The following is an 18,134-nucleotide window of genomic DNA, read 5'->3' as shown; positions in this document are numbered from 1 at the left end:
CATTCTTGTCAAAACCACTTGCTTGGATGAGGAAAATTATGAATTTGCAATTTACGCAGGAAGAGCAGGAGTTTCAAAAGACGATACGCGCATGGATGCGCGAAAATATTCCTGAAGAGATTAGTCGTATTTCCGCGCTTGGCGAAATGCCGGAAAAATCGCAGCAACAGCAATGGGAGAAACGGCTCGGTAAACAGGGTTGGCTGGCGGTAACTTGGCCTGAACAATACGGAGGTCCGGGATGGACCGCGACACAACGTTATCTTTTTGATCTTGAGAGGGCCATGGCTGGGGCGCCTCCGGTAAGTCCCTTCGGTGTCGCCATGGTAGGCCCTGTGATCTACACGTTCGGATCCGCGGAACAAAAAGAGCGATGGCTGCCCGGGATAGCCAGCGGCGAGACGCTTTGGTGCCAGGGTTATTCCGAGCCCAATGCCGGATCGGACCTCGCATCCCTTAAAACCCGCGCCGAGCGCAAACGGGACCATTACCTGGTCAATGGCCAGAAGATTTGGACCACCCAAGCGCATTGGGCGGACATGATGTTCTGTCTTGTCAGAACCGACCCCGATGCCAAGAAGCAACAGGGCATCTCTTTCCTGCTAATAGATATGAACACGCCGGGTATCGAGGTTCGTCCCATTTATACCATTGATGGGCACCATCACCTCAACGAAGTGTATTTCACCGATGTCAAGGTGCCGCTGGACAATCTGGTGGGGAAGGAGGGTATGGGGTGGACGATCGCCAAGTTTTTGTTAACGCATGAGCGCACAACGATCGCCGGCGTTGCCGACAGTCACTATGCATTGGCGCGCATGAAGATGGCTATTGACGAAGCTCCGTATTACATCGATAAGCAACAGGCGCGACGACGTGTGGCCGAGCTGGAAGTCGAACTGATGGCGTTGGAGTACACCAACTTTAGGACCGTTGCCGCGACAGACGAGGGCCGACCTTTTGGACCGGAGTCTTCCGGTCTCAAGATCAAGGGTACCGAGCTACAGCAGAAAATGTCCCAAGCGATGGTCGAGATGGGCGGGTTGATGTCGCTTGTCTGGGATAGTTCATCAGCGGTGGGTAATGAAAGCTTTAATCATTCCCCTCGTCGGTACAATTTTCTTCGTGCCTGCACGATTTATGGCGGATCGAACGAGATTCAGAAGAACGTGCTTGCCAAGATGCTGTTAGGTTTATGAGAGGTCATAATGGAATTCAATCTTTCCGATAACACGACCATGGTTGCCGATACGGCGCGGCGGTATCTCAAGGATCACTATGGTTTTGATACCTACATGCAACAACTCAACCAACTCAATCATTGTGATCCATCACGATGGGAGTTGATGCGCGAGCTAGGCTGGTTTGGTCTGCCGTTTCCTGAGTCGGTCGGAGGCTATGGCGGCGATCTGATCGACGTGGCGATGATTGTTAGGGAAGCCGGCGCCGTCTTGTGTCTGGATCCCTATGTCGATCTGGTGATCGGTCCTGGAAAACTTCTCGAGTATCTGGGTACTGAGCGGGCATTGAAGGTATTGCAATCCATTGTCGATGATGATGAGAGAGTGGCATGCGCGCTCTATGACTATCACGCCGGATACAATATTTTGAAGCCGTCCCTGTCGATTAACGGTAGCAAATTGTCTGGACGGAAGAATTTCGTTCCTGATGGTGGCTGCGCGAATAGGGTGCTGACGACGGCGATGCTTGGAGATGAGCTGACCTTGGTCCTTGTGCCGCTTGAAGGCTGCGAGGTGACCCGTTATCGGGGCTTGGACGGTAGCCGGCTTGCCGATGTACTGTTCGATGACGTGGTGATTGACGAGGAGATGATTCTTTCTCGTGGCGTGAAGGTGGAGCGCGCCGTCAGCAAGGCGGTCGCCTGGCTGCAGGCGCTCGATTGCGCGCGCATGTATGGCGCCGCCAGCGCGCTTTATCAGCGCACTCTTGATTACGCAAAGACGCGGAAGCAGTTCGGTGCGCCGATCGGCAGCTTCCAGGTAATCCAACATTACCTTGTGGATATGTTCACGGATCTTCAACAGTTGGAGTCGATGCTGTTCATGGTTTCCGTCAAAGCGGATCTAGACGATACGCTCGAGCGGGAACACGCTTGTTCGGCCACCAAGGCGTACTACGCCGACAAGGGGGTGAAGATCGCGCAACAGGCGATCCAGATTCACGGCGGTATCGGGGTCACCGAAGAGCTTGATATAGGCCATTACTTTCGTCTCATGACGTACTGCTCCCTAACACACGGCCATGGTGACTACCATCTTGATCGTATCGCCGCCCTCGGAGAGGAGTGCGATCGTGGATGAATATGATTTCATCGTAGTCGGAGCGGGATCCGCCGGTTGTGTCCTGGCCAACCGACTAAGCGAGTCCGGCCGATTCTCTGTTTGCTTGCTGGAGGCGGGTCCGCACGACAACAGCGGGTTTGTGAACGTGCCGTTCGGGGTGATCGGTTTGATCAGGGAGGGCAAGCGTAACTGGGGCTATCAAACAGTGGCTCAACGAGCGCTTGACAATAGGCAGCTCTATTGGCCCCGTGGAAAAACTCTCGGTGGCAGTAGCTCAATCAACGCCATGGTTTATATTCGTGGACAACCTGAGGATTACGATGCCTGGCGGGACAGCGGGCTGAAGGGTTGGGGGTGGGATGATGTCCGGCCCATCTTCAACGCGCATGAGCACAATGAGGAGTATCCGCCGGACGCCTGGCACGGTAACGGAGGACCGCTGAACGTCACTCGGGTCAGGGATCCTAATCCGCTGACTGAGTTGTTCATTCGCGCCGGGGAAGAACTAGGCGAAAAGCGTAACGATGATTTCAACGGTGAATCGCAGCGCGGCTTCGGCCAATTCCAAGTGACGCAAAAAGATGGGCGACGCTGGAGCGCCGCGAGGGCGTTTCTCGATCCGGCGAGGAACCGCGGTAATTTGACCATTCTGACTAATGCAATGGTTTCCCGGGTAGTGATCGAAAATGGACGTGCGGTAGCCGTCGAGTATAGCGATACGGCCGGCTCACCTCACACCGTTCGGGCAAATCGGGAAGTCGTACTTTCGGGTGGGGCAATCAACTCGCCCCATTTGCTGATGCTTTCAGGCATTGGTGACCGTGACCATTTACAAAGTGTTGGCGTTGATTGTCTGGTGGACTGTCCAGAGGTGGGGTGTAATCTTCAAGACCATCTGGATATGACTATTTCGATTCACGATCGTAGCAAACAGTCAATTGGCTTCTCCCCTTACTTTCTACCGCGTTTGATGCGAGCGTTCTATCAGTACTTCCGCCATCGGCGCGGCTTTCTAGCCAGCAATGCGGCTGAGGCGGGGGCGTTTATTAATGTCGGCGAAGGGGCGCGCCCGGATGTGCAGATGCATTTTCTGCCCGCATTTCTGCGCGATCATGGCAGGGAGTTGACGTCAGGCTTTGGCTGCACCATTCATGTATGCCAGTTGCGGCCTAAAAGTCGCGGTTGGATTCGTCTCGCCAATAGCAACCCTCTCAGTGCCCCGCTCATCGATCCCTGTTACCTCTCCGATGCTGACGATCTCGGCGTCCTGAGAGAGGGCGTCAAACTGGCTCGGCGGGTGTTCCAGACAGAAGCTTTCGCCGAGGTCTTTGGAGGAGAAGATCTGCCGGCGAGCGATGTGCTAACCGATACCCAGATTGAGGACGATATCAGGCGGCGCGCTGAAACTATTTATCCTCCGGTGGGCACTTGCCGTATGGGGGTGGATGATCTGGCTGTAGTGGATGATCGGTTAAGAGTCAGGGGCGTGTTAGGATTGCGCGTGGCTGATGCGTCCGTCATGCCTTCTTTGATCAGTGGCAACACTAACGCGGCAAGCATGATGATCGGCGAGAAAGCGGCTGGTTATATCATTCAGGATCAAAAATGAGACGACATTGGCGCCACCAAACGGTAGTGCTAATGCCGTCCCCGGGTCTTTTGAGGCGGTTGAATTCGGATATTAGGCGATCTTGACTTGGTCGCCCTCGGGACGGTTTCTGTAAGCTCGGTACAGTGATCCGTTTTCAGCGAACAGGCGTTGTCGCCACGTATCTTCCAGTGCCCGCGTGTCGTGATTGTCAGGATGGTAACGCCGATCAACGAACTCCGGAAGCCGGCGTATGATCCCGGAGACAAATCCCTTTGGACCGAACAGTACGTTCAATCCAACGGCATTGTCCTTGACGCTGCCCAGCTTCCCGTCCTTGGCGAGCATCCATGCCCAAGTGATCCCCAACATCGGCAAGAGCACGACCAGGGATGCCGCCGTCGCTGCGATCCGCTCACCGTGACTATTGCCGATGATTTCGTAAACGTTGTAAGCAACAGATTTGTGTTCAAGCTCCTCAAGAGCATGCCATTGCCATATCTTTATCATCTCCGGGTCGGCCAGACTTTGAAACGTCTCGTCTTCCAATAGCTGCTCCGCAAGCAAGGCGGTAAAATGTTCCATGAAAGTAGTGGCGGCAAGCTGGGTGCTCTTCGGCAACATTTTCAGAACGCGGAGGCCGAATTTTACGAAGCGGTCCGGAGTGTCCATGTCGAAGCCCCTCTCGGCAAGCAATTCGTTAAGGCGGTCATGCTCGCGACCATGAATGGCTTCTTGCCCCATGAATCCGGAAATGGCCGCTCGCTGCTGCTTGTCGGTGACATGGCTTCGAAAATAACGCACCGAATCCATGAAGTAGCGCTCGCCGGGTGGAAAGAACCCGGACAGCATGGCAAAGAATGTGGTTGCCGTAGCGTTGTCCGCATAGAAGTACTTTGGTGTTGTGTCCGGAAACTGGAAGTCTATGTGACGGGGAGGGATGCCCACTGACGCACCGTTCAGGACATTGGACGTCTTTGCACTAGTTCTCTTCTTTAAAGCCATGACTCGGCCCTCTTTTTGAAGTTTGATCCTGCTTATTGCGATGATTGACTAGACATTTTTTGCCGCCCCTGTCGCATTCGAAAGAGCGCTTCGAGGGGCCGCTGATAGCCCGCCGGCATCAGGCGTTGGCCGGCGTCCAGTATCGTTGCGTCATTACCTATCAACACGCGACGCCGGTTCTTGCGAACCGCGTGGAGGATAGCGTTGGCTGCCTGTTCCGGCGTGGACCGTGCGATGCGATCGAAAAGTTCCGTAATTTCTTCCTTGCTGCCTGGGGCTATGTTACCCATATCGCCCATGCGGCTGTTACGGGCAATGTTGGTCTTGACGCCGCCCGGGTGCACGCAGGTTGCACTGACACAGCTTCGCTCAATGTCCAGTTCTTCGCGCAGCGACTCGGTGAACCCTCGAACAGCGAATTTCGCGGCGTTATAGGCTGATTGGGTGGGGACTCCAATGATGCCAAAGATGCTCGAGATGTTTATCACATGGCCGTCGCCGGATTGCTTGAGGTAAGGCAGAAAGGCCTTGGTTCCGTATACCACCCCCCAGAAGTTAATGTTCATAAGCCATTCGAAGTTGTCATAGCTCATGGCATCGACGGTTTCTCCGAGTCCAACGCCGGCATTGTTCATTATCAAGTTAACCTGTCCGTGCTCCTTGACACATTGATCCGCATACCGATACACCTCATTCCTTCGGCTTACATTAACAACATGGGTGGTGACTCTGACCGGGTAGTCGCGCAGGTCGATGGCGATGTCTTTTAGACTGTTTTCGTCGATGTCCGACAGAGCCAAATGGCAGCCTTTTTTAGCCAGCAGCATGGCGGTCGCTCGACCTATGCCTGAACCGGCACCAGTAATCGCAGCGACTTTCCCGTAAAAACGTTTCATAATATGCTCCAACAGGTAGGCGGATCAGGCACTCAGTAACTTGCGAAATACGCGGTTCCTTCCGCGCTTGATGCTACTTCCCTCAAAACGAAGGTGGCCATCCTCGAGGTTGCCATAGCGTAATGCGGGCAGGTCACGTAAATAGTCATCAAGATTCTGCCAGGGGGTCCTGCTGCCCTGACGAGGGAGGCGGTCGTTGGCGCGAAGAACATATCCGGAACGTAAGTTAAGGAAGTTCATCTGGGTCTTGCTCCCTTGCCCATCGACGGGTGTGACCACCCGGGCGCCAATATCGCGCATGTGATTCAGGAGGCGGCAGACGAATTCAGAGGCGATGTCGGCCTTCAGCGTCCAAGAAGCGTTGGTGTAACCGAACACCAGGGCCATATTTGGTACCCCTTCGAGCATCAGTCCCTTGTACATCAGGGCGTCCGCCACATGAACCTCACGGCCGTCGACTTCCAACCTCGCGCCACCGAACAGCTGCAAATCAAGGCCAGTGGCTGTGATCAGAACATCAGCGTCGATATGAGCGCCGGACTTCAATTGGATCCCGGTTTCGGTGACCGCTTCGATGTGGTCGGTGACCACGGAGGCCTGGCCTTCGCGGATAACCTTGAAGAGATCACCCTTGGGAACGGCGCACATGCGTTCTTCCCAGGGATTGTAATGGGGCTGGAAATGCCGCATGTCGACCTCCGGGCCGAGCTGCCGGCGCGCGGTCGCCAGAAGCAGGCGTCGCATCGCCTTGGGCTTACTCAGAGAAAGCCGATATACCGCTCTCTGCAACAGAATATTGCGGGCCCGGGCCAGCCGGTAAACAGCCATCTCCGGCAGAATGCGGCGCAGGTTCCTGGATATCAGATCCTGCTCTGGCACGGTGGCTACATAGGTGGGCGAGCGCTGCAGCATCACTACATGATCCGCCTTGTCGGCCATAGCCGGTACCAGCGTCACGGCAGTGGCGCCACTGCCAATAACCACCACCCGTTTGCCACTGTAATCGTAGTTTTCCGGCCAGTGTTGCGGATGGATCACGTCACCGCGGAATTGGTTGATCCCCGGAATCTCCGGCGTGTAACCGGAGTCGTACTTGTAATATCCGGTGCAATTGAATACAAAGCCGGTGCTGAACTGGTGCTCCTCATCGGTTGCCTCGTCGATGGCTTTGACGATCCAGTGTTTGTTTTCGCTATGCCAGGATTGCGAGATCACTTTCAGACCGAACTGGATTCGACGTTTCACACCGTATTCGCGTGCGGTGTCGTCAATATACCGACGGATAGAAGGGCCGTCGGCAAGCATCTTGGTATCGGTCCAGGGTCGAAAGTTATAACCCAGGGTAAACATGTCGGAATCGGAGCGGACGCCGGGATAGCGGAATAAATCCCAGGTGCCTCCGATCCGTTTGCGTCGTTCAACGATTCCAAAACGGACGTTGGGGCATTTTTCCTTTAAGTGACAGGCCGCGCCAATTCCCGACAGGCCCGCCCCGACGATCAGAACATCAAGATAAGGGTGTTTCATGGTGTTGCTCCGTAGTGGCAGTGCGGCACGATTCCGGCTCAGTGGCGGCTGGCCGTTCTTGCAGAAATCCCAATACCGCCTCGGTGAAAACACTGTTACGGTCTCCGGCGACCATATGGCCGGCCTGTTCCAGAACGACATAACGTGCCTCGGGGATTAGAGTGAGCAACTCTGTTGCGCCCCGGTCACTAAGAACATCGCTGTAGTAGCCACGTATCAAAAGCACCGGTACGTCCAACTGGCGGGCCGCCAGCTCCAGCCTTGCGCGGTCGAACATGCTCCCGGCCTTGGTTGGCGCGTTCGCGTGGTTGAGAAAAGCTGGGTCCCAGTGCCAGTAAAACCGGCCATTACTGTGTTGCCGCAGGTTTTTGCGTAGCCCGGAGAGATCTTTTGATGGCGGGCGGCGCGGGTTGTAGGCGGTGATAGCATCGCGTACCTGCTCCAGCGTTTCGAATCCGTCCTGATGATGACGCATGAATTCGATGATCCGGCGGACGCCCCGAGGTTCCAATCTTGGCGCCACGTCGACCAGTACCAGCGCCTCGCAATCCAGGGAGGCGTCTTCGCCAAGTGTAAGCAAAGCGGTCAGACCACCCATGGACGCGCCGACGATAACTGGCCGGGCCGGTAGCGAGCGAATCACCGCGCTGAGGTCCGCTGCAAGGGCTCGGGCACTGTAGTCGCCTTCTCGAGACCAGTCGCTTTCGCCGTGGCCTCGTGCGTCCAGGCTAAACGCGCAGTAGCCGGCATCGGCCAGCGCGATCGCCGTGTCGGACCAGGCATGGCGGGTCTGCCCGCCGCCGTGCAGGAGCAATACGGGGGGCGCCGTGTCTTCACCATGGCGGCTGGCCCACAGGCTCAACCCGTCACTGCCAGTGAATCGCACCCGAACACCGCGTCGAAGGCCGCAATGCGCGGAGGATGTCGTCGTGTGAGGGTCAGTCATAGTCAACTCTTTTGGCAATGCATTTGGTCGTCCAACCAATGTTACAGATTGAATATATCAACGGCAATGTTTCTCCAGCCCCTTCCAGACCAGCTTGTAACGGCCAGGGTAAAAGACGTTAAAAATCCTTCACCGGAAGGAACGTGAAGGTCAGGTCCACTCCCAAGGGAGGTGCTTCAAGTTCAACCGACGCCAGACCGATGCCGATCAGGTCGATGTTGGCGGGAATGGTCAGCGGGTCGGGATTGGAGACCTTGAGTATCAGTCTGCCATCGTCGACGAACCGAAGCGGTCCTTCGAGAGTGACGTTGTTAACCCGTTTGCTGCGAATATCGTGCCCAAGTTCAATAATCAACCTAGGTTCCAGTTCAGGCGCGTCTATCAACAGGTCGAAAGTGGTGCTGAACCAGGGACCGTCCTCTGTCTCGGTGATGTAGCCTTCAATAAACGGTGAATCGCCCTCGGGTAGTAAACGCAGAACCAAGGGACCTGTCTCGAGACCAATGGTGATAAGGCCTAACGCTCTGGCTTCGAGAAAGACTTGCGTGGTGGTCAGCGTGGTTGGAAAGACGGAAACAAGAACAGCGCCCGTGGTCCGATCATCCGTGTCCGGGTTACCGTCAATCAGTCGACGGTTGATGGAGACGGCGGAGTCGTATTCCCGGGGGCCGGCCTGCAACGCGCCGGTGCTGACGAAGGCGAAGCGTTTCTCCGGACAGTCCTCGCCAATTGAGCAGCCCAGGTTGGCGTTGGTAATCACGCCCCCGGTGTCCCGCAGCTCCAACCGCAGGTGGTTGGCGGGCGCCTTGATGACACCATTGTTGTCGGTAGCACCTTGTTCTGAATTGTCGACCTGTAGATTGGCATTGACGTCGACCGTCGGTAGGGAACGCAGGGATACGAGGGTATAACGCTGGTCGTCACCGGTCACGACAAAGTGGTTCACCATATCGGGGCCTCCCTCGCGCGGCGCTGGAGCCGTGTCGCTGCTCTGTGACAGTTGGCGTGTTTGCAAGGCAGCACCGTCCAGTGTGCAGATGGCGTTGTTTCCGCAGTCGGGACTGGTGGGCTCCGAGCGCAACGTATAGCGATATAGCTGACCGTCTCGCCAAGGGCTGTCAGGGAAAAACTCGACCCGTTGCGCCAGCACGTCGAGATGGCCTGGCACCGTTTGCCAATCCCCACCGGCATCGCGACGCTCGACGAAAAAAGTGTCGCCGTTGACTGTTGCCGGATCTATACGGCGGTTGAAGATGACCCGTATAGGGTACTCTCGAAAAAGCCCGACCACGGGGAACAGGGGGTCGCTTCCCTGGCCGCCCTGGCAGCGCCCGTTACGCCATTGTGATCGTTCATCGGTTAACCGGGCGTCGGTCAGAGCACAGGGGTATCCGGGGAAAACAGCGGCTACCAAGGGTGCACGAAGGCTGTCGCGGTTGCCATTCGGCAAAAACAGATCGTCAAGGCGCATATCAAGGGTGTAATCCTTGCTCAGCGGGTTGCCCGCCGTGTCCCGTAGTTGGCTGGTCAGTATGATTTCAACGTCCTGGTTGTGCTCCACGATTCCGGTGCCTTCGAGGATGACGGTGGCGCCGTCGACACGCATCGAGACGTCTTCAGGTGGTAGCGAAGTGCCGTTAACCTGGACGTTGATAGCGCCATCAAGAAACGCCGACGCAGGATCAATCGCCTTGTTAAAGTTCAGAATGACCGGATCCCCCGGGCGTGTGTTGGCCTGGAAGTCCTCACCCGGCAACCAGGATTGTAATTCCAGAGGGCGTAGATCCGGCTCAGGCATTGGCGGGTTTCGCTGCCCGGCGAAGGACTCCATGCGGAAGGATAATTGGGCACCAGCCTTTTCAAGGCCGAGAATGTCGGGGTCGACCACGGAGATCGCATCCAGCACCAGCTTGCCATCCTCGACAATGGCGAGACCGACGACCTGGATATTGAGCAGATTCTGACTGAGGGCGGCATTGGCGATGGTTCCCTCCGCGGTCATGGCCGCATCCATTCTCAGCAGTGCATAGCGAGGCGCCGTCGCCTCGGTACTGAAGGGATTGGGAATCAGATAGCCGTTGGCGTCACTGAGAAGGGTAATCTGCAGGTCGCCGGTCTCGATACCGGCGGGGATTTCCCCCAGAATGTTGACATCGACCGGCGCGCCTCGCAGTACCGTGCCGGCCGGCACCCGGAGGGGGACGGCATCGGCAAAGTCCGGGACAAAGCCCAGGTCCGCGGCTAGCGAGCCTGTTAGTTCGGTAACGGCGCTGTCACCGATGATAAAGCTGTCCAGTGGCACCTGATTGACCGGTCTTCCCGTCAGCTGGGATTGCAGGTCCGGCTGTTGCTCGCCTAGGGAACCGACCTTGATGACCGTGGTTTCGCGCGGCTGCGTGCCCATGGGTGTGAACTGGCGCTCGACTTCCGGCAGTAGAGAGCCGTCACGACTGCGCAGCCCCGATAATGCTAACGTGTATTCCACCGAGTCGAGGTCCCGGCGTGGATCCAGTATCAAATAGCGCCCCTGCAGTAGCACGGAGGCGTCGATCAGCTGGCCCTGGTCGTCGACAAGCGTGATCTGCTTGCCATAAACGGTGGTGGTCGGGTCGAGCGGTCGGTTGAAGACCATGCGTAGCGTGCTCATATCATTTATTCTGGCGTCCTGGATGCCGGCCAGCAGTGGATCGGGATCCAGAGGGGTGATGCCAAGTATCTTAAAGCCGTCATTGCCGACGGCGTCGGCGAACCCCGCATGGGCGCCCATCGTGTGAAATTGAAAATTTTTGAACACGGTATCGTCGATACGACCCAGGCCCGCCTCGCTGACACTCAGCCGATAATGCGTATTGGGCGACAGTGAAGTCCGTGGTTTCAGTACCAGTCCCCGGCCGCCATCGATCACTTCGGGGGTATAGGGCACGGTGTTTCCGGCGTCGTCGGCGAGCCGCAGACGGTCCTCGACATCGCCGCTCACTTCGTCACTCAGTGTGGTGGAGAAACGCAGCACGACATTGCCGCTCGTCGGCACCTCCTGCTGGCCGGGGTAGGGGTATGCGAACACCAGTGTGTCCGAAGCGCGCCATGGATTGGCGACTTTGCCTTCGTCATCGCCGCACGCACTGATCAACATCAGCCCGAACACCCAAAGGGCAAACGAAACGTACCGCGGACGAATGTTTATTTGCTTATTCATCTCTACTCTCCTGAATTCGGCTCCGCCATCGCGGTCTAGAATTTGAGTGACAGGGAACCCGAGATGACGTGTATGTCGCCATCCACGCGAACGGTCTCGTAGGGGCTGGGATTGGTTGGCGAGTTGATGGATGTGAGGTTGAACTCTCTTTCATCAAGCTGCTGGTATTGATAAGCCAGGGACATCACAAGGGGCATATTGATCACCGGCGCGCGTTTCAGGCGGTAATCGGCGCCAACACCGACCACGATACGGTCGCTGTCGAGGAAGTTGACATCCTGGGACCGGGTCGATTGAAGTGGGGAATCCTCGACGGCCACACCCCCATAAAGTTTAAGAGCGTCCGACCATGTGTAGCGGACGCCGATGCGGGGAACGGTGGTGTCATTAAAGCGCAGTCCAGCCTGGTCCCTGACCGTGTCACTGGCGAATTCACTATCCAGATCGGACCAATACTGGCGCTCTACAGCCGCAACCAGCTCGAATTTACCTAAAGGCACCAGCAATCCGATTCCGTACACCTGGGGCTGGAACGTGTCGAGAGTCGCCAGTGCAAGATCAAGGCCCGGCTCGGGTATGACGCCAGGAATCACCACGTTGGCGTCCACGCTGACGTCGTACTCCGATTCCCCTCGATAGAACAACGCCAGCTCCGGTTTAAGCGCGAAAGGCAGGCAGGCGCTCGAACCGCACAGCGTGTCGCTCAAATTGACGTTAATGCCCAGCGAGGGCGTCAATGTCGGTTCGGCTTCCAGGGAGAGCTCTTCGGAGTCGGTATTGCCGGACAGATCGGAGACCGCTTCAAGGCGGGCCTGGGCCGCCAGCGTGAGTCTTGCCGAGGCACCGATATCAACGCCGCGCAGGACGTTGCCAACCGCACCGCCAAAAGCGAGATACAGGGGTTGCGACTCAAAACGCAGGAACTGGCCTTCCTGGCTGGTATTGGCCGCGAAAGGCAGTGCGTTGGAGGCATACTCATCCACGCCGACGTTAATACCAAGATAAATCGGTGTGTCCAAGTCCGCCGCGCCGGCGACACGGGTCTTGATACCAAGAAGCAGCAACTCCGAACTCTGGTCCGTGAGCACATCGTTTTCGCGATCGAATGGTGCGGCTCCGCCGAGTGATTCGGCACGCAACTCCTGGTCACCGTGCTGAAAGACCACTGTGAGTTCACCTTCCGGCGAGCGCGCAAGTGCCGCCGGGTTGTAGTAGGTGGCCCAAGCACCGCTGTGGAAAGCGCTGAATGCCTGGGCCGAGCCGGCGTGAATGGGGCCCAGGCCGTAGGTGCTTGCTGCATCGCCCGCTCCGGCCATTACCTCGCATGGGAGCAGCACGACTATCAGAACGGCCAAGGCACGACGGACCCGAAGACCCGCGTTGGGGAGGAAAAGATATCCGCGGGACTGATGGTGAGACCTGATTATCGTCATAGGGAATCATCCTTTTTGTTATTCGGGGGTGGCATTTGGCATGCTTTGTTTGGTCGAACAAACAATGCGCTGGACTTGTTTTTGAGGCAATACGAAAAATTTCTTATCAGTCAATGAAAATTTAAGGTTTTACGGTGTTGTCGTCGCCAGCCGCCTTCCGCTCCAGCGAAAAAGTCGCGCAGTTCGGTGCGTATGATGCGCTTCTGGCCTTGCCGGTCCCGGTGCGGGGGAAGTCCTCGTGGATCTGGGCCACTTTCGGCACCTTGGAGCTGCCCGGCCACTGGCGGCGTGATGCTCCGGTTTCGCGAGCAGCACACGGGCTCGGGACATCGCGCGGAGAGTGGTCCTTGACCGCTCTGGGGCGGCTCTTGTTCTTGCCTATCGAAGTTAAAGAAGGATAGGGTCTTGAGCAAGCGCTTGGTTAGGAAGCAACATCGCGGGGCCTCCAGTGCGCTCAAAAATACTATTTTGTTCTGTCGACTGTTGCGGTTCCGAATACGCCATCCGACAGAAACCGCCAGAGAAAATCGACTGATTGAGGAGAGACAGATGCGTGGATTAATGATGGACCGGCCTTTGATGATTTCCCAGATCATCGAGTACGCGGCCGCCAGCTATCCAGAGCAGGAGATCGTGTCCCGGACTCCGGAAGGCGGCCTGCACCGTTACAACTACGAAGATGCGGCCAAGCGTAGCCGCCAGTTGGCCAACGCGCTCAAGTCGCTGGGTGTCCAGGCCGGGGATCGCATCGCGACGGTGGCCTGGAACACCTATCGGCACTTGGAGCTGTATTACGCGGTCTCCGGCATTGGGGCGATCTGTCACACAATCAATCCGCGTCTGCCGGTCGAGCAGTTCGGCTACATCGTCAATCACGCCAAGGATCAGTACATTTTCCTTGATCTGACCTTCGTTCCATTGCTGGAGAAGTTGCAAGGTCTGTTTGAAGGCGTGAAGGGCTACGTCGTCATGACCGACCGCGCTCATATGCCCGAAACCTCGCTGCCCAACGTGATGTGCTACGAGGAATTGGTCGGCGAGCAGTCCGATGAAATGGCCTGGCCGGAGTTCGACGAGCATACCGCTTCGTCGCTCTGCTATACCTCCGGCACCACCGGCAATCCCAAGGGGGTGCTGTACTCGCACCGCTCGACGCTGCTGCACGCCTTCTCGGTGTTGACCATCCCCGGAATGAATCTGGGCGAGGAGAGTGCCGTGCTGCCGGTGGTGCCGATGTTCCACGTTAACGCCTGGGGCGTCCCCTACTTCGCGCCAATGGTGGGCGCGAAGATCGTCTTCCCGGGGCCGAAGCTCGATGGCGAGAGCCTGGCCGAGCTGATCAATAACGAGGGCGTCACCGAGGCCTGGGGCGTGCCCACCGTGTGGCTCGGGCTTCTTGGTCATATGCGTAAGACCGAGCAGAAGTTCACCTCGCTCAAGCGTGTTCTTATCGGCGGCTCGGCCGCGCCACGGGCGATGATGCGCGAATTCCAGGAGAAGTACGGCGTCGAAGGCCAGCAGGGCTGGGGCATGACCGAGATGAGTCCGATCGGCACGGTTTCGATGATCCGTCCCAAGGACGCCGATCTGCCGCTTGATCGGCAGTTCGACATCAAGGCCAAGCAGGGGCGTGCGGTGTTCGGGGTGGAGATGAAGATCGTCAACGACGACGGTCAAGCGCTGCCGCGGGACGGCAAGTCCTTCGGTGAGCTGCTGGTGCGCGGCCCGGCGATCATCAGCGGCTACTACGAAAACCCTGAAGCCAGCGCCAAGGCCTTCGACAGCGAGGGCTGGTTTCGCACCGGCGATGTTTCCAAGATCGACCCCGAAGGCTACATGGAGATCGTCGACCGCACCAAGGACGTGATCAAGTCCGGTGGCGAGTGGATCAGTTCCATCGATCTTGAGAACGAAGCGGTGGGGCATCCCGAGATCGCCGAGGCAGCGGTCATCGCGGTGCATCATCCGAAATGGGACGAGCGGCCGCTTCTGGTGGTGGTGCGCGAGCCGGACAGCCAGCTCGACAAGCAGGGCGTGATCGACTATCTGAGCCAGCGGGTCGCGAAATGGTGGCTGCCGGATGACGTGGTATTCGTCGACGAACTGCCGCACGGGGCGACCGGCAAGCTGCAGAAGGCCAAATTGCGCGAGCAGTTCAAGGACTATTCGTTCCCAGAGGTTGGCGGTTAAAAAAGGCCTCGATCCGCGCCTCGTCGGCGGAGTGAGCTCGCGGTACGCCAACCGGCGTTGGCTCAGGTCTTTGAACACAGCTGGAGTAGTGGAATGAAAAGCGTGCAAATCTCCAACTATCCCCACCGGATGGGTGGGCACTGCGGCTCGGGCGCACTGCGCGACCTGTTGGAATGGGCCGGGCTTGGCTGGGACGGGCCGCCGGGCGAGGGGCTCGTGTTCGGCCTCGGCGGCGGACTGTCCTTTATGTATATGAGAGTATCCGAACTCACGCCTCCCATCTACCTGGTAGGGCGCAACGGTGACATGGAGCTCGACTTCTGCCACCGCCTCGGCATTGAAACCGAGCGTCGCCAAACCGACGATCCGGACGAGGGTTGGCGCTGGGTCGCCGACGAAATCGACGCCGGCCGTCCCGTGATGATCTGGGCTGACATCGCCGAGCTGCCGTATCTCAGGGTACGTTTATCCAACACCCGTCATGACATCGTCGTCATCGGCTACGACGAGAGGCGCGGCGTCGCCCGGGTGGTGGACAACGATCGCGAGGAGGTGCAGGAAGTCCCCCTAAAAGCTCTGGCGCGAGCTCGTGCCTCCCATGGCTTTCCCGATCCCAATCGCCACGCGACTTACCCGATACGCTTTCCTGATCGGCTGCCTGAGCTACTGCCGGTGGCGCGCGATGCAGCGGCAAGCGCGGCGCGCAATATGCGCGGCACGGATGCGACGCTGTTCGATCCGGCGGACCTGCCCGCCGATGGTGTGGTCGCCTCCGGCCTGAAGGGCGTCAATATCTTCGTCGACGATCTGGCCACCTGGGGAGATAGCCTGACTGATGACCAGCTTAACGCATCGCTAAGGGTCTTACCGGTCTTCGTCGAGAAAGCCGGCACAGGCGGTGGCTTGTTCCGCCGCCTCGAAGCGGAATTCTGCGCCGAGGTTGCCCGCCTCACTGGCGATCGATCCTTTGCCCGTGCCGCCGACGTCCTGCTCGACTGCGCCAACGCCTGGAGCCGTCTTGCTACATATGCCGCCGCCGATCAGCTTGACTGGCGGGCGCTCGTCGTCCATGCCGAACAACTCCCGTCATCCGAGCAACGCGCGGTGCAGGCGCTGGAGGAGGCGGCAAGCCCGTAGAGTCGGCGGTGAGCGCCGGCGAGACCCGACCCGCCGCTCGCGGATGCCAGCCATGAACCACAAGGCGGTAAGGCGCAGCGAGCGCGGACTCGGTTGGGGCCAATAAGCTTGGAGGAATAGGGTAAATGATCTTACACGAACCTGAACTGATCGAGGAATACTCCGATAAAGGCTACTGGGGTGACAGAACCCTGCTGGATCGCTTTGCCGCCAATCGTGCCGCCTACCCGGACCGGGAAGCGGTGGTGGATCCACCCAATCGTGACGAGCTGGTCGGCACACCGCCCCAGCGGCTCAGCTGGGCCGAGTTTGGTCGGGCCGTGGACGCCACCGCCGCCGAGCTGGCACGCCGGGGCTTCGGCAAGGACGACCTACTGGTGGCGCAGTTGCCGAACATCTGGGAGCTGGCCATGCTCTATCTGGCGGCGGCCAAGGCCGGCGGTCTGCTTTCCGCGTTGCCCCTGCAATGGCGAAGCAAGGATGTGGGCTATGTGAAAGAGATCACCGGCGCCAGATTCTACGCCTCGGTGGAAAGCTTCCACGGCTTTGATTACCGGGCCCTGGGGCAGGAGCTGGGCTTCGAGCACTACATTGGTCTGGCGGCGCTGACCGATATCGCCCATGGAGATCCGGGCCGGGTCCCGGAGGTGCCGGTGGATGCCAATGACATCTTCACCCTGTGCTGGACTTCGGGCACTGAGTCAAACCCCAAGGGCTGCCCCATGAGCCACAACAACTGGGAGTACATGACCAACCTGGTGTTCACCACCTGTGGCCTGCGCGAGGGTGACCGTATCCTGTGTGTGGCACCGCTGGTGAACATGACGGCGGTAGGGGTGAACTACCTCCCCTGGCTGGCGGCGGGGGGCACCCTGGTGCTGCATCATCCGATTACGCCGGAAATCCTGTTGCGCCAGCTGACCGAGGAGCACATCGAGTACACGATTCTGGTACCGGCAATGCTGAACATGATTGTCAAGCTGCCCAACGTGGACCAGCTGGATCTCTCCAGCGTGAGGACCATCACCACTGGTTCGGCGCCCCCCTCGGCCTGGTCGATGCAGGAGTTCAAGCGCCGCTGGGGCATCGAGATCGTCAACATCTGGGGCCAGAACGAGGGCACCAGTCTGGTAGCCGGCCCGGCCGATGTGCCGGACCTGGAGATGCGGGTGGATCACCTGCCCTGGTGGGGCGAGGCAGGAGTCCAATGGCCTTCCGGCGTCAGCGGGGTCGAGCTGAAAATTCTCGGCGATGAGGATGAGGAGATAACCGAACCAGGTGGCATCGGCGAGCTTTGCTATCGCAGCCCGGGTGTGTTCGCGGGCTACTTTCAGCGCCCGGATATTACCGCGGCTTCGTTCACTTATGACGGCTTTTTCCGCACCGGCGACCTTTTCATCGTGCGGGATGACAGGCACCTAGGGTTCTATGACCGCAAGAAGGACATCGTGATTCGGGGTGGTTACAATATCTCCAGTGTGGAGGTGGAGAACGCGGTGCTGGGCTTCGGCAAGGTACGGGACGTCGCGGTCATACCCCAACCGGACGAGATCATGGGCGAGCGGATCTGTATCTGCGTGGTGCCTGTTGACGAGGATAACCCGCCGACCCTGGAGGAAATCAACGACTACTTGAGGGAGCAGGGCATGAGTGTCTACAAGCTGCCGGAAAAGATGAAACTGATCAACGCCATTCCCCGCAATCCGGTGGGCAAGATTCTGAAGAAGGAATTGCGAGCCCTGTAGCCGGTTCGCCGTCATGCCTCTCATAGGGTGTCTCCAAATGACCCCGTATTGTCAAAAAATGACCTCGCTAGGCTGCTGTCACGCAACCATGGTTGGGAACAGATGGTGCTGCTGAAACTTCCACCGTTGCATAGACAGCCGGCTGGCCTAATTGCAACCGCGCATCCT

General features: G+C 58.1%; 12 protein-coding genes. 6 read left to right on the top strand and 6 right to left on the bottom strand.

The genetic code is table 11. The features are described from left to right. Nucleotides 1-38: 38 nt before the first annotated feature. From CGS25_RS03665 to CGS25_RS03655, 3 genes are read left to right on the top strand one after another with little or no spacing between them, the layout of a single operon-like run. Nucleotides 39-1,199 carry an acyl-CoA dehydrogenase family protein gene (locus CGS25_RS03665; protein ID WP_089033112.1) on the top strand — a complete coding sequence of 387 codons (1,161 nt, stop codon included), beginning with the start codon at nucleotides 39-41 and terminating at the stop codon, nucleotides 1,197-1,199. A gap of 9 nt (nucleotides 1,200-1,208) precedes the next feature. Next, nucleotides 1,209-2,321: an acyl-CoA dehydrogenase family protein gene (locus tag CGS25_RS03660; protein WP_101674619.1), complete on the top strand. Its 1,113-nt coding sequence runs from the start codon at nucleotides 1,209-1,211 to the stop codon at nucleotides 2,319-2,321. Further along, a complete protein-coding gene (locus CGS25_RS03655) occupies nucleotides 2,314-3,912 on the top strand; it encodes a GMC family oxidoreductase (protein WP_101674618.1) in 1,599 nt (532 codons plus the stop codon). The genes CGS25_RS03660 and CGS25_RS03655 overlap by 8 nt, the downstream gene beginning before the upstream one ends. Before the next feature lie 72 nt (nucleotides 3,913-3,984). Here the strand turns inward: CGS25_RS03655 and CGS25_RS03650 are convergent, their stop codons facing one another. From CGS25_RS03650 to CGS25_RS03625, 6 genes are all read right to left on the bottom strand, one after another. Further along, nucleotides 3,985-4,896, bottom strand: coding sequence for a metal-dependent hydrolase (locus CGS25_RS03650; RefSeq protein WP_089033109.1), 912 nt, complete (start codon nucleotides 4,894-4,896; stop codon nucleotides 3,985-3,987). 32 nt (nucleotides 4,897-4,928) lie between these two features. Then, nucleotides 4,929-5,792, bottom strand: a complete 864-nt coding sequence (locus tag CGS25_RS03645; RefSeq protein WP_080530901.1) for an SDR family NAD(P)-dependent oxidoreductase — start codon at nucleotides 5,790-5,792, stop codon at nucleotides 4,929-4,931. 24 nt (nucleotides 5,793-5,816) lie between these two features. Further along, nucleotides 5,817-7,319: a flavin-containing monooxygenase gene (locus CGS25_RS03640; RefSeq protein WP_089033108.1), complete on the bottom strand. Its 1,503-nt coding sequence runs from the start codon at nucleotides 7,317-7,319 to the stop codon at nucleotides 5,817-5,819. Next, the gene (locus CGS25_RS03635; protein ID WP_232802240.1) at nucleotides 7,300-8,265 is read right to left on the bottom strand and encodes an alpha/beta fold hydrolase; all 966 of its coding nucleotides are present in this window, start codon (nucleotides 8,263-8,265) and stop codon (nucleotides 7,300-7,302) included. Before CGS25_RS03635 ends, CGS25_RS03640 begins: the two co-directional genes overlap by 20 nt. A gap of 118 nt (nucleotides 8,266-8,383) precedes the next feature. Next, complete coding sequence (locus CGS25_RS03630; protein ID WP_101674617.1) at nucleotides 8,384-11,461, bottom strand: Ig-like domain-containing protein; 3,078 nt, start codon at nucleotides 11,459-11,461, stop codon at nucleotides 8,384-8,386. Between the two features lie 35 nt (nucleotides 11,462-11,496). After that, nucleotides 11,497-12,777, bottom strand: coding sequence for an OmpP1/FadL family transporter (locus tag CGS25_RS03625; protein ID WP_232802239.1), 1,281 nt, complete (start codon nucleotides 12,775-12,777; stop codon nucleotides 11,497-11,499). Between the two features lie 666 nt (nucleotides 12,778-13,443). On the opposite strand from CGS25_RS03625, the gene CGS25_RS03620 reads away from it, so the two are divergent. The 3 genes from CGS25_RS03620 (at nucleotide 13,444) to CGS25_RS03610 (ending at nucleotide 17,966) form a co-directional block, all read left to right on the top strand. Then, on the top strand, nucleotides 13,444-15,084 hold the full coding sequence (locus CGS25_RS03620; RefSeq protein ID WP_089033106.1) for a 3-(methylthio)propionyl-CoA ligase: 1,641 nt from the start codon (nucleotides 13,444-13,446) through the stop codon (nucleotides 15,082-15,084). A 93-nt stretch (nucleotides 15,085-15,177) separates the two neighbouring features. After that, nucleotides 15,178-16,221, top strand: a complete 1,044-nt coding sequence (locus CGS25_RS03615) for a BtrH N-terminal domain-containing protein (protein ID WP_089033105.1) — start codon at nucleotides 15,178-15,180, stop codon at nucleotides 16,219-16,221. A gap of 125 nt (nucleotides 16,222-16,346) precedes the next feature. Continuing rightward, nucleotides 16,347-17,966 (top strand): class I adenylate-forming enzyme family protein, encoded by a 1,620-nt coding sequence (locus tag CGS25_RS03610; protein WP_101674616.1) that lies wholly within the window; start codon nucleotides 16,347-16,349, stop codon nucleotides 17,964-17,966. The last annotated feature ends 168 nt before the right edge of the window (nucleotides 17,967-18,134 follow it).

It is taken from the genome of Alloalcanivorax mobilis (assembly GCF_002864685.1).
Classification (GTDB): domain Bacteria; phylum Pseudomonadota; class Gammaproteobacteria; order Pseudomonadales; family Alcanivoracaceae; genus Alloalcanivorax; species Alloalcanivorax mobilis.
The sequence above is the reverse complement of the archived record's forward strand: the minus strand, read 5'-3'. Positions and strand labels throughout refer to the sequence as shown.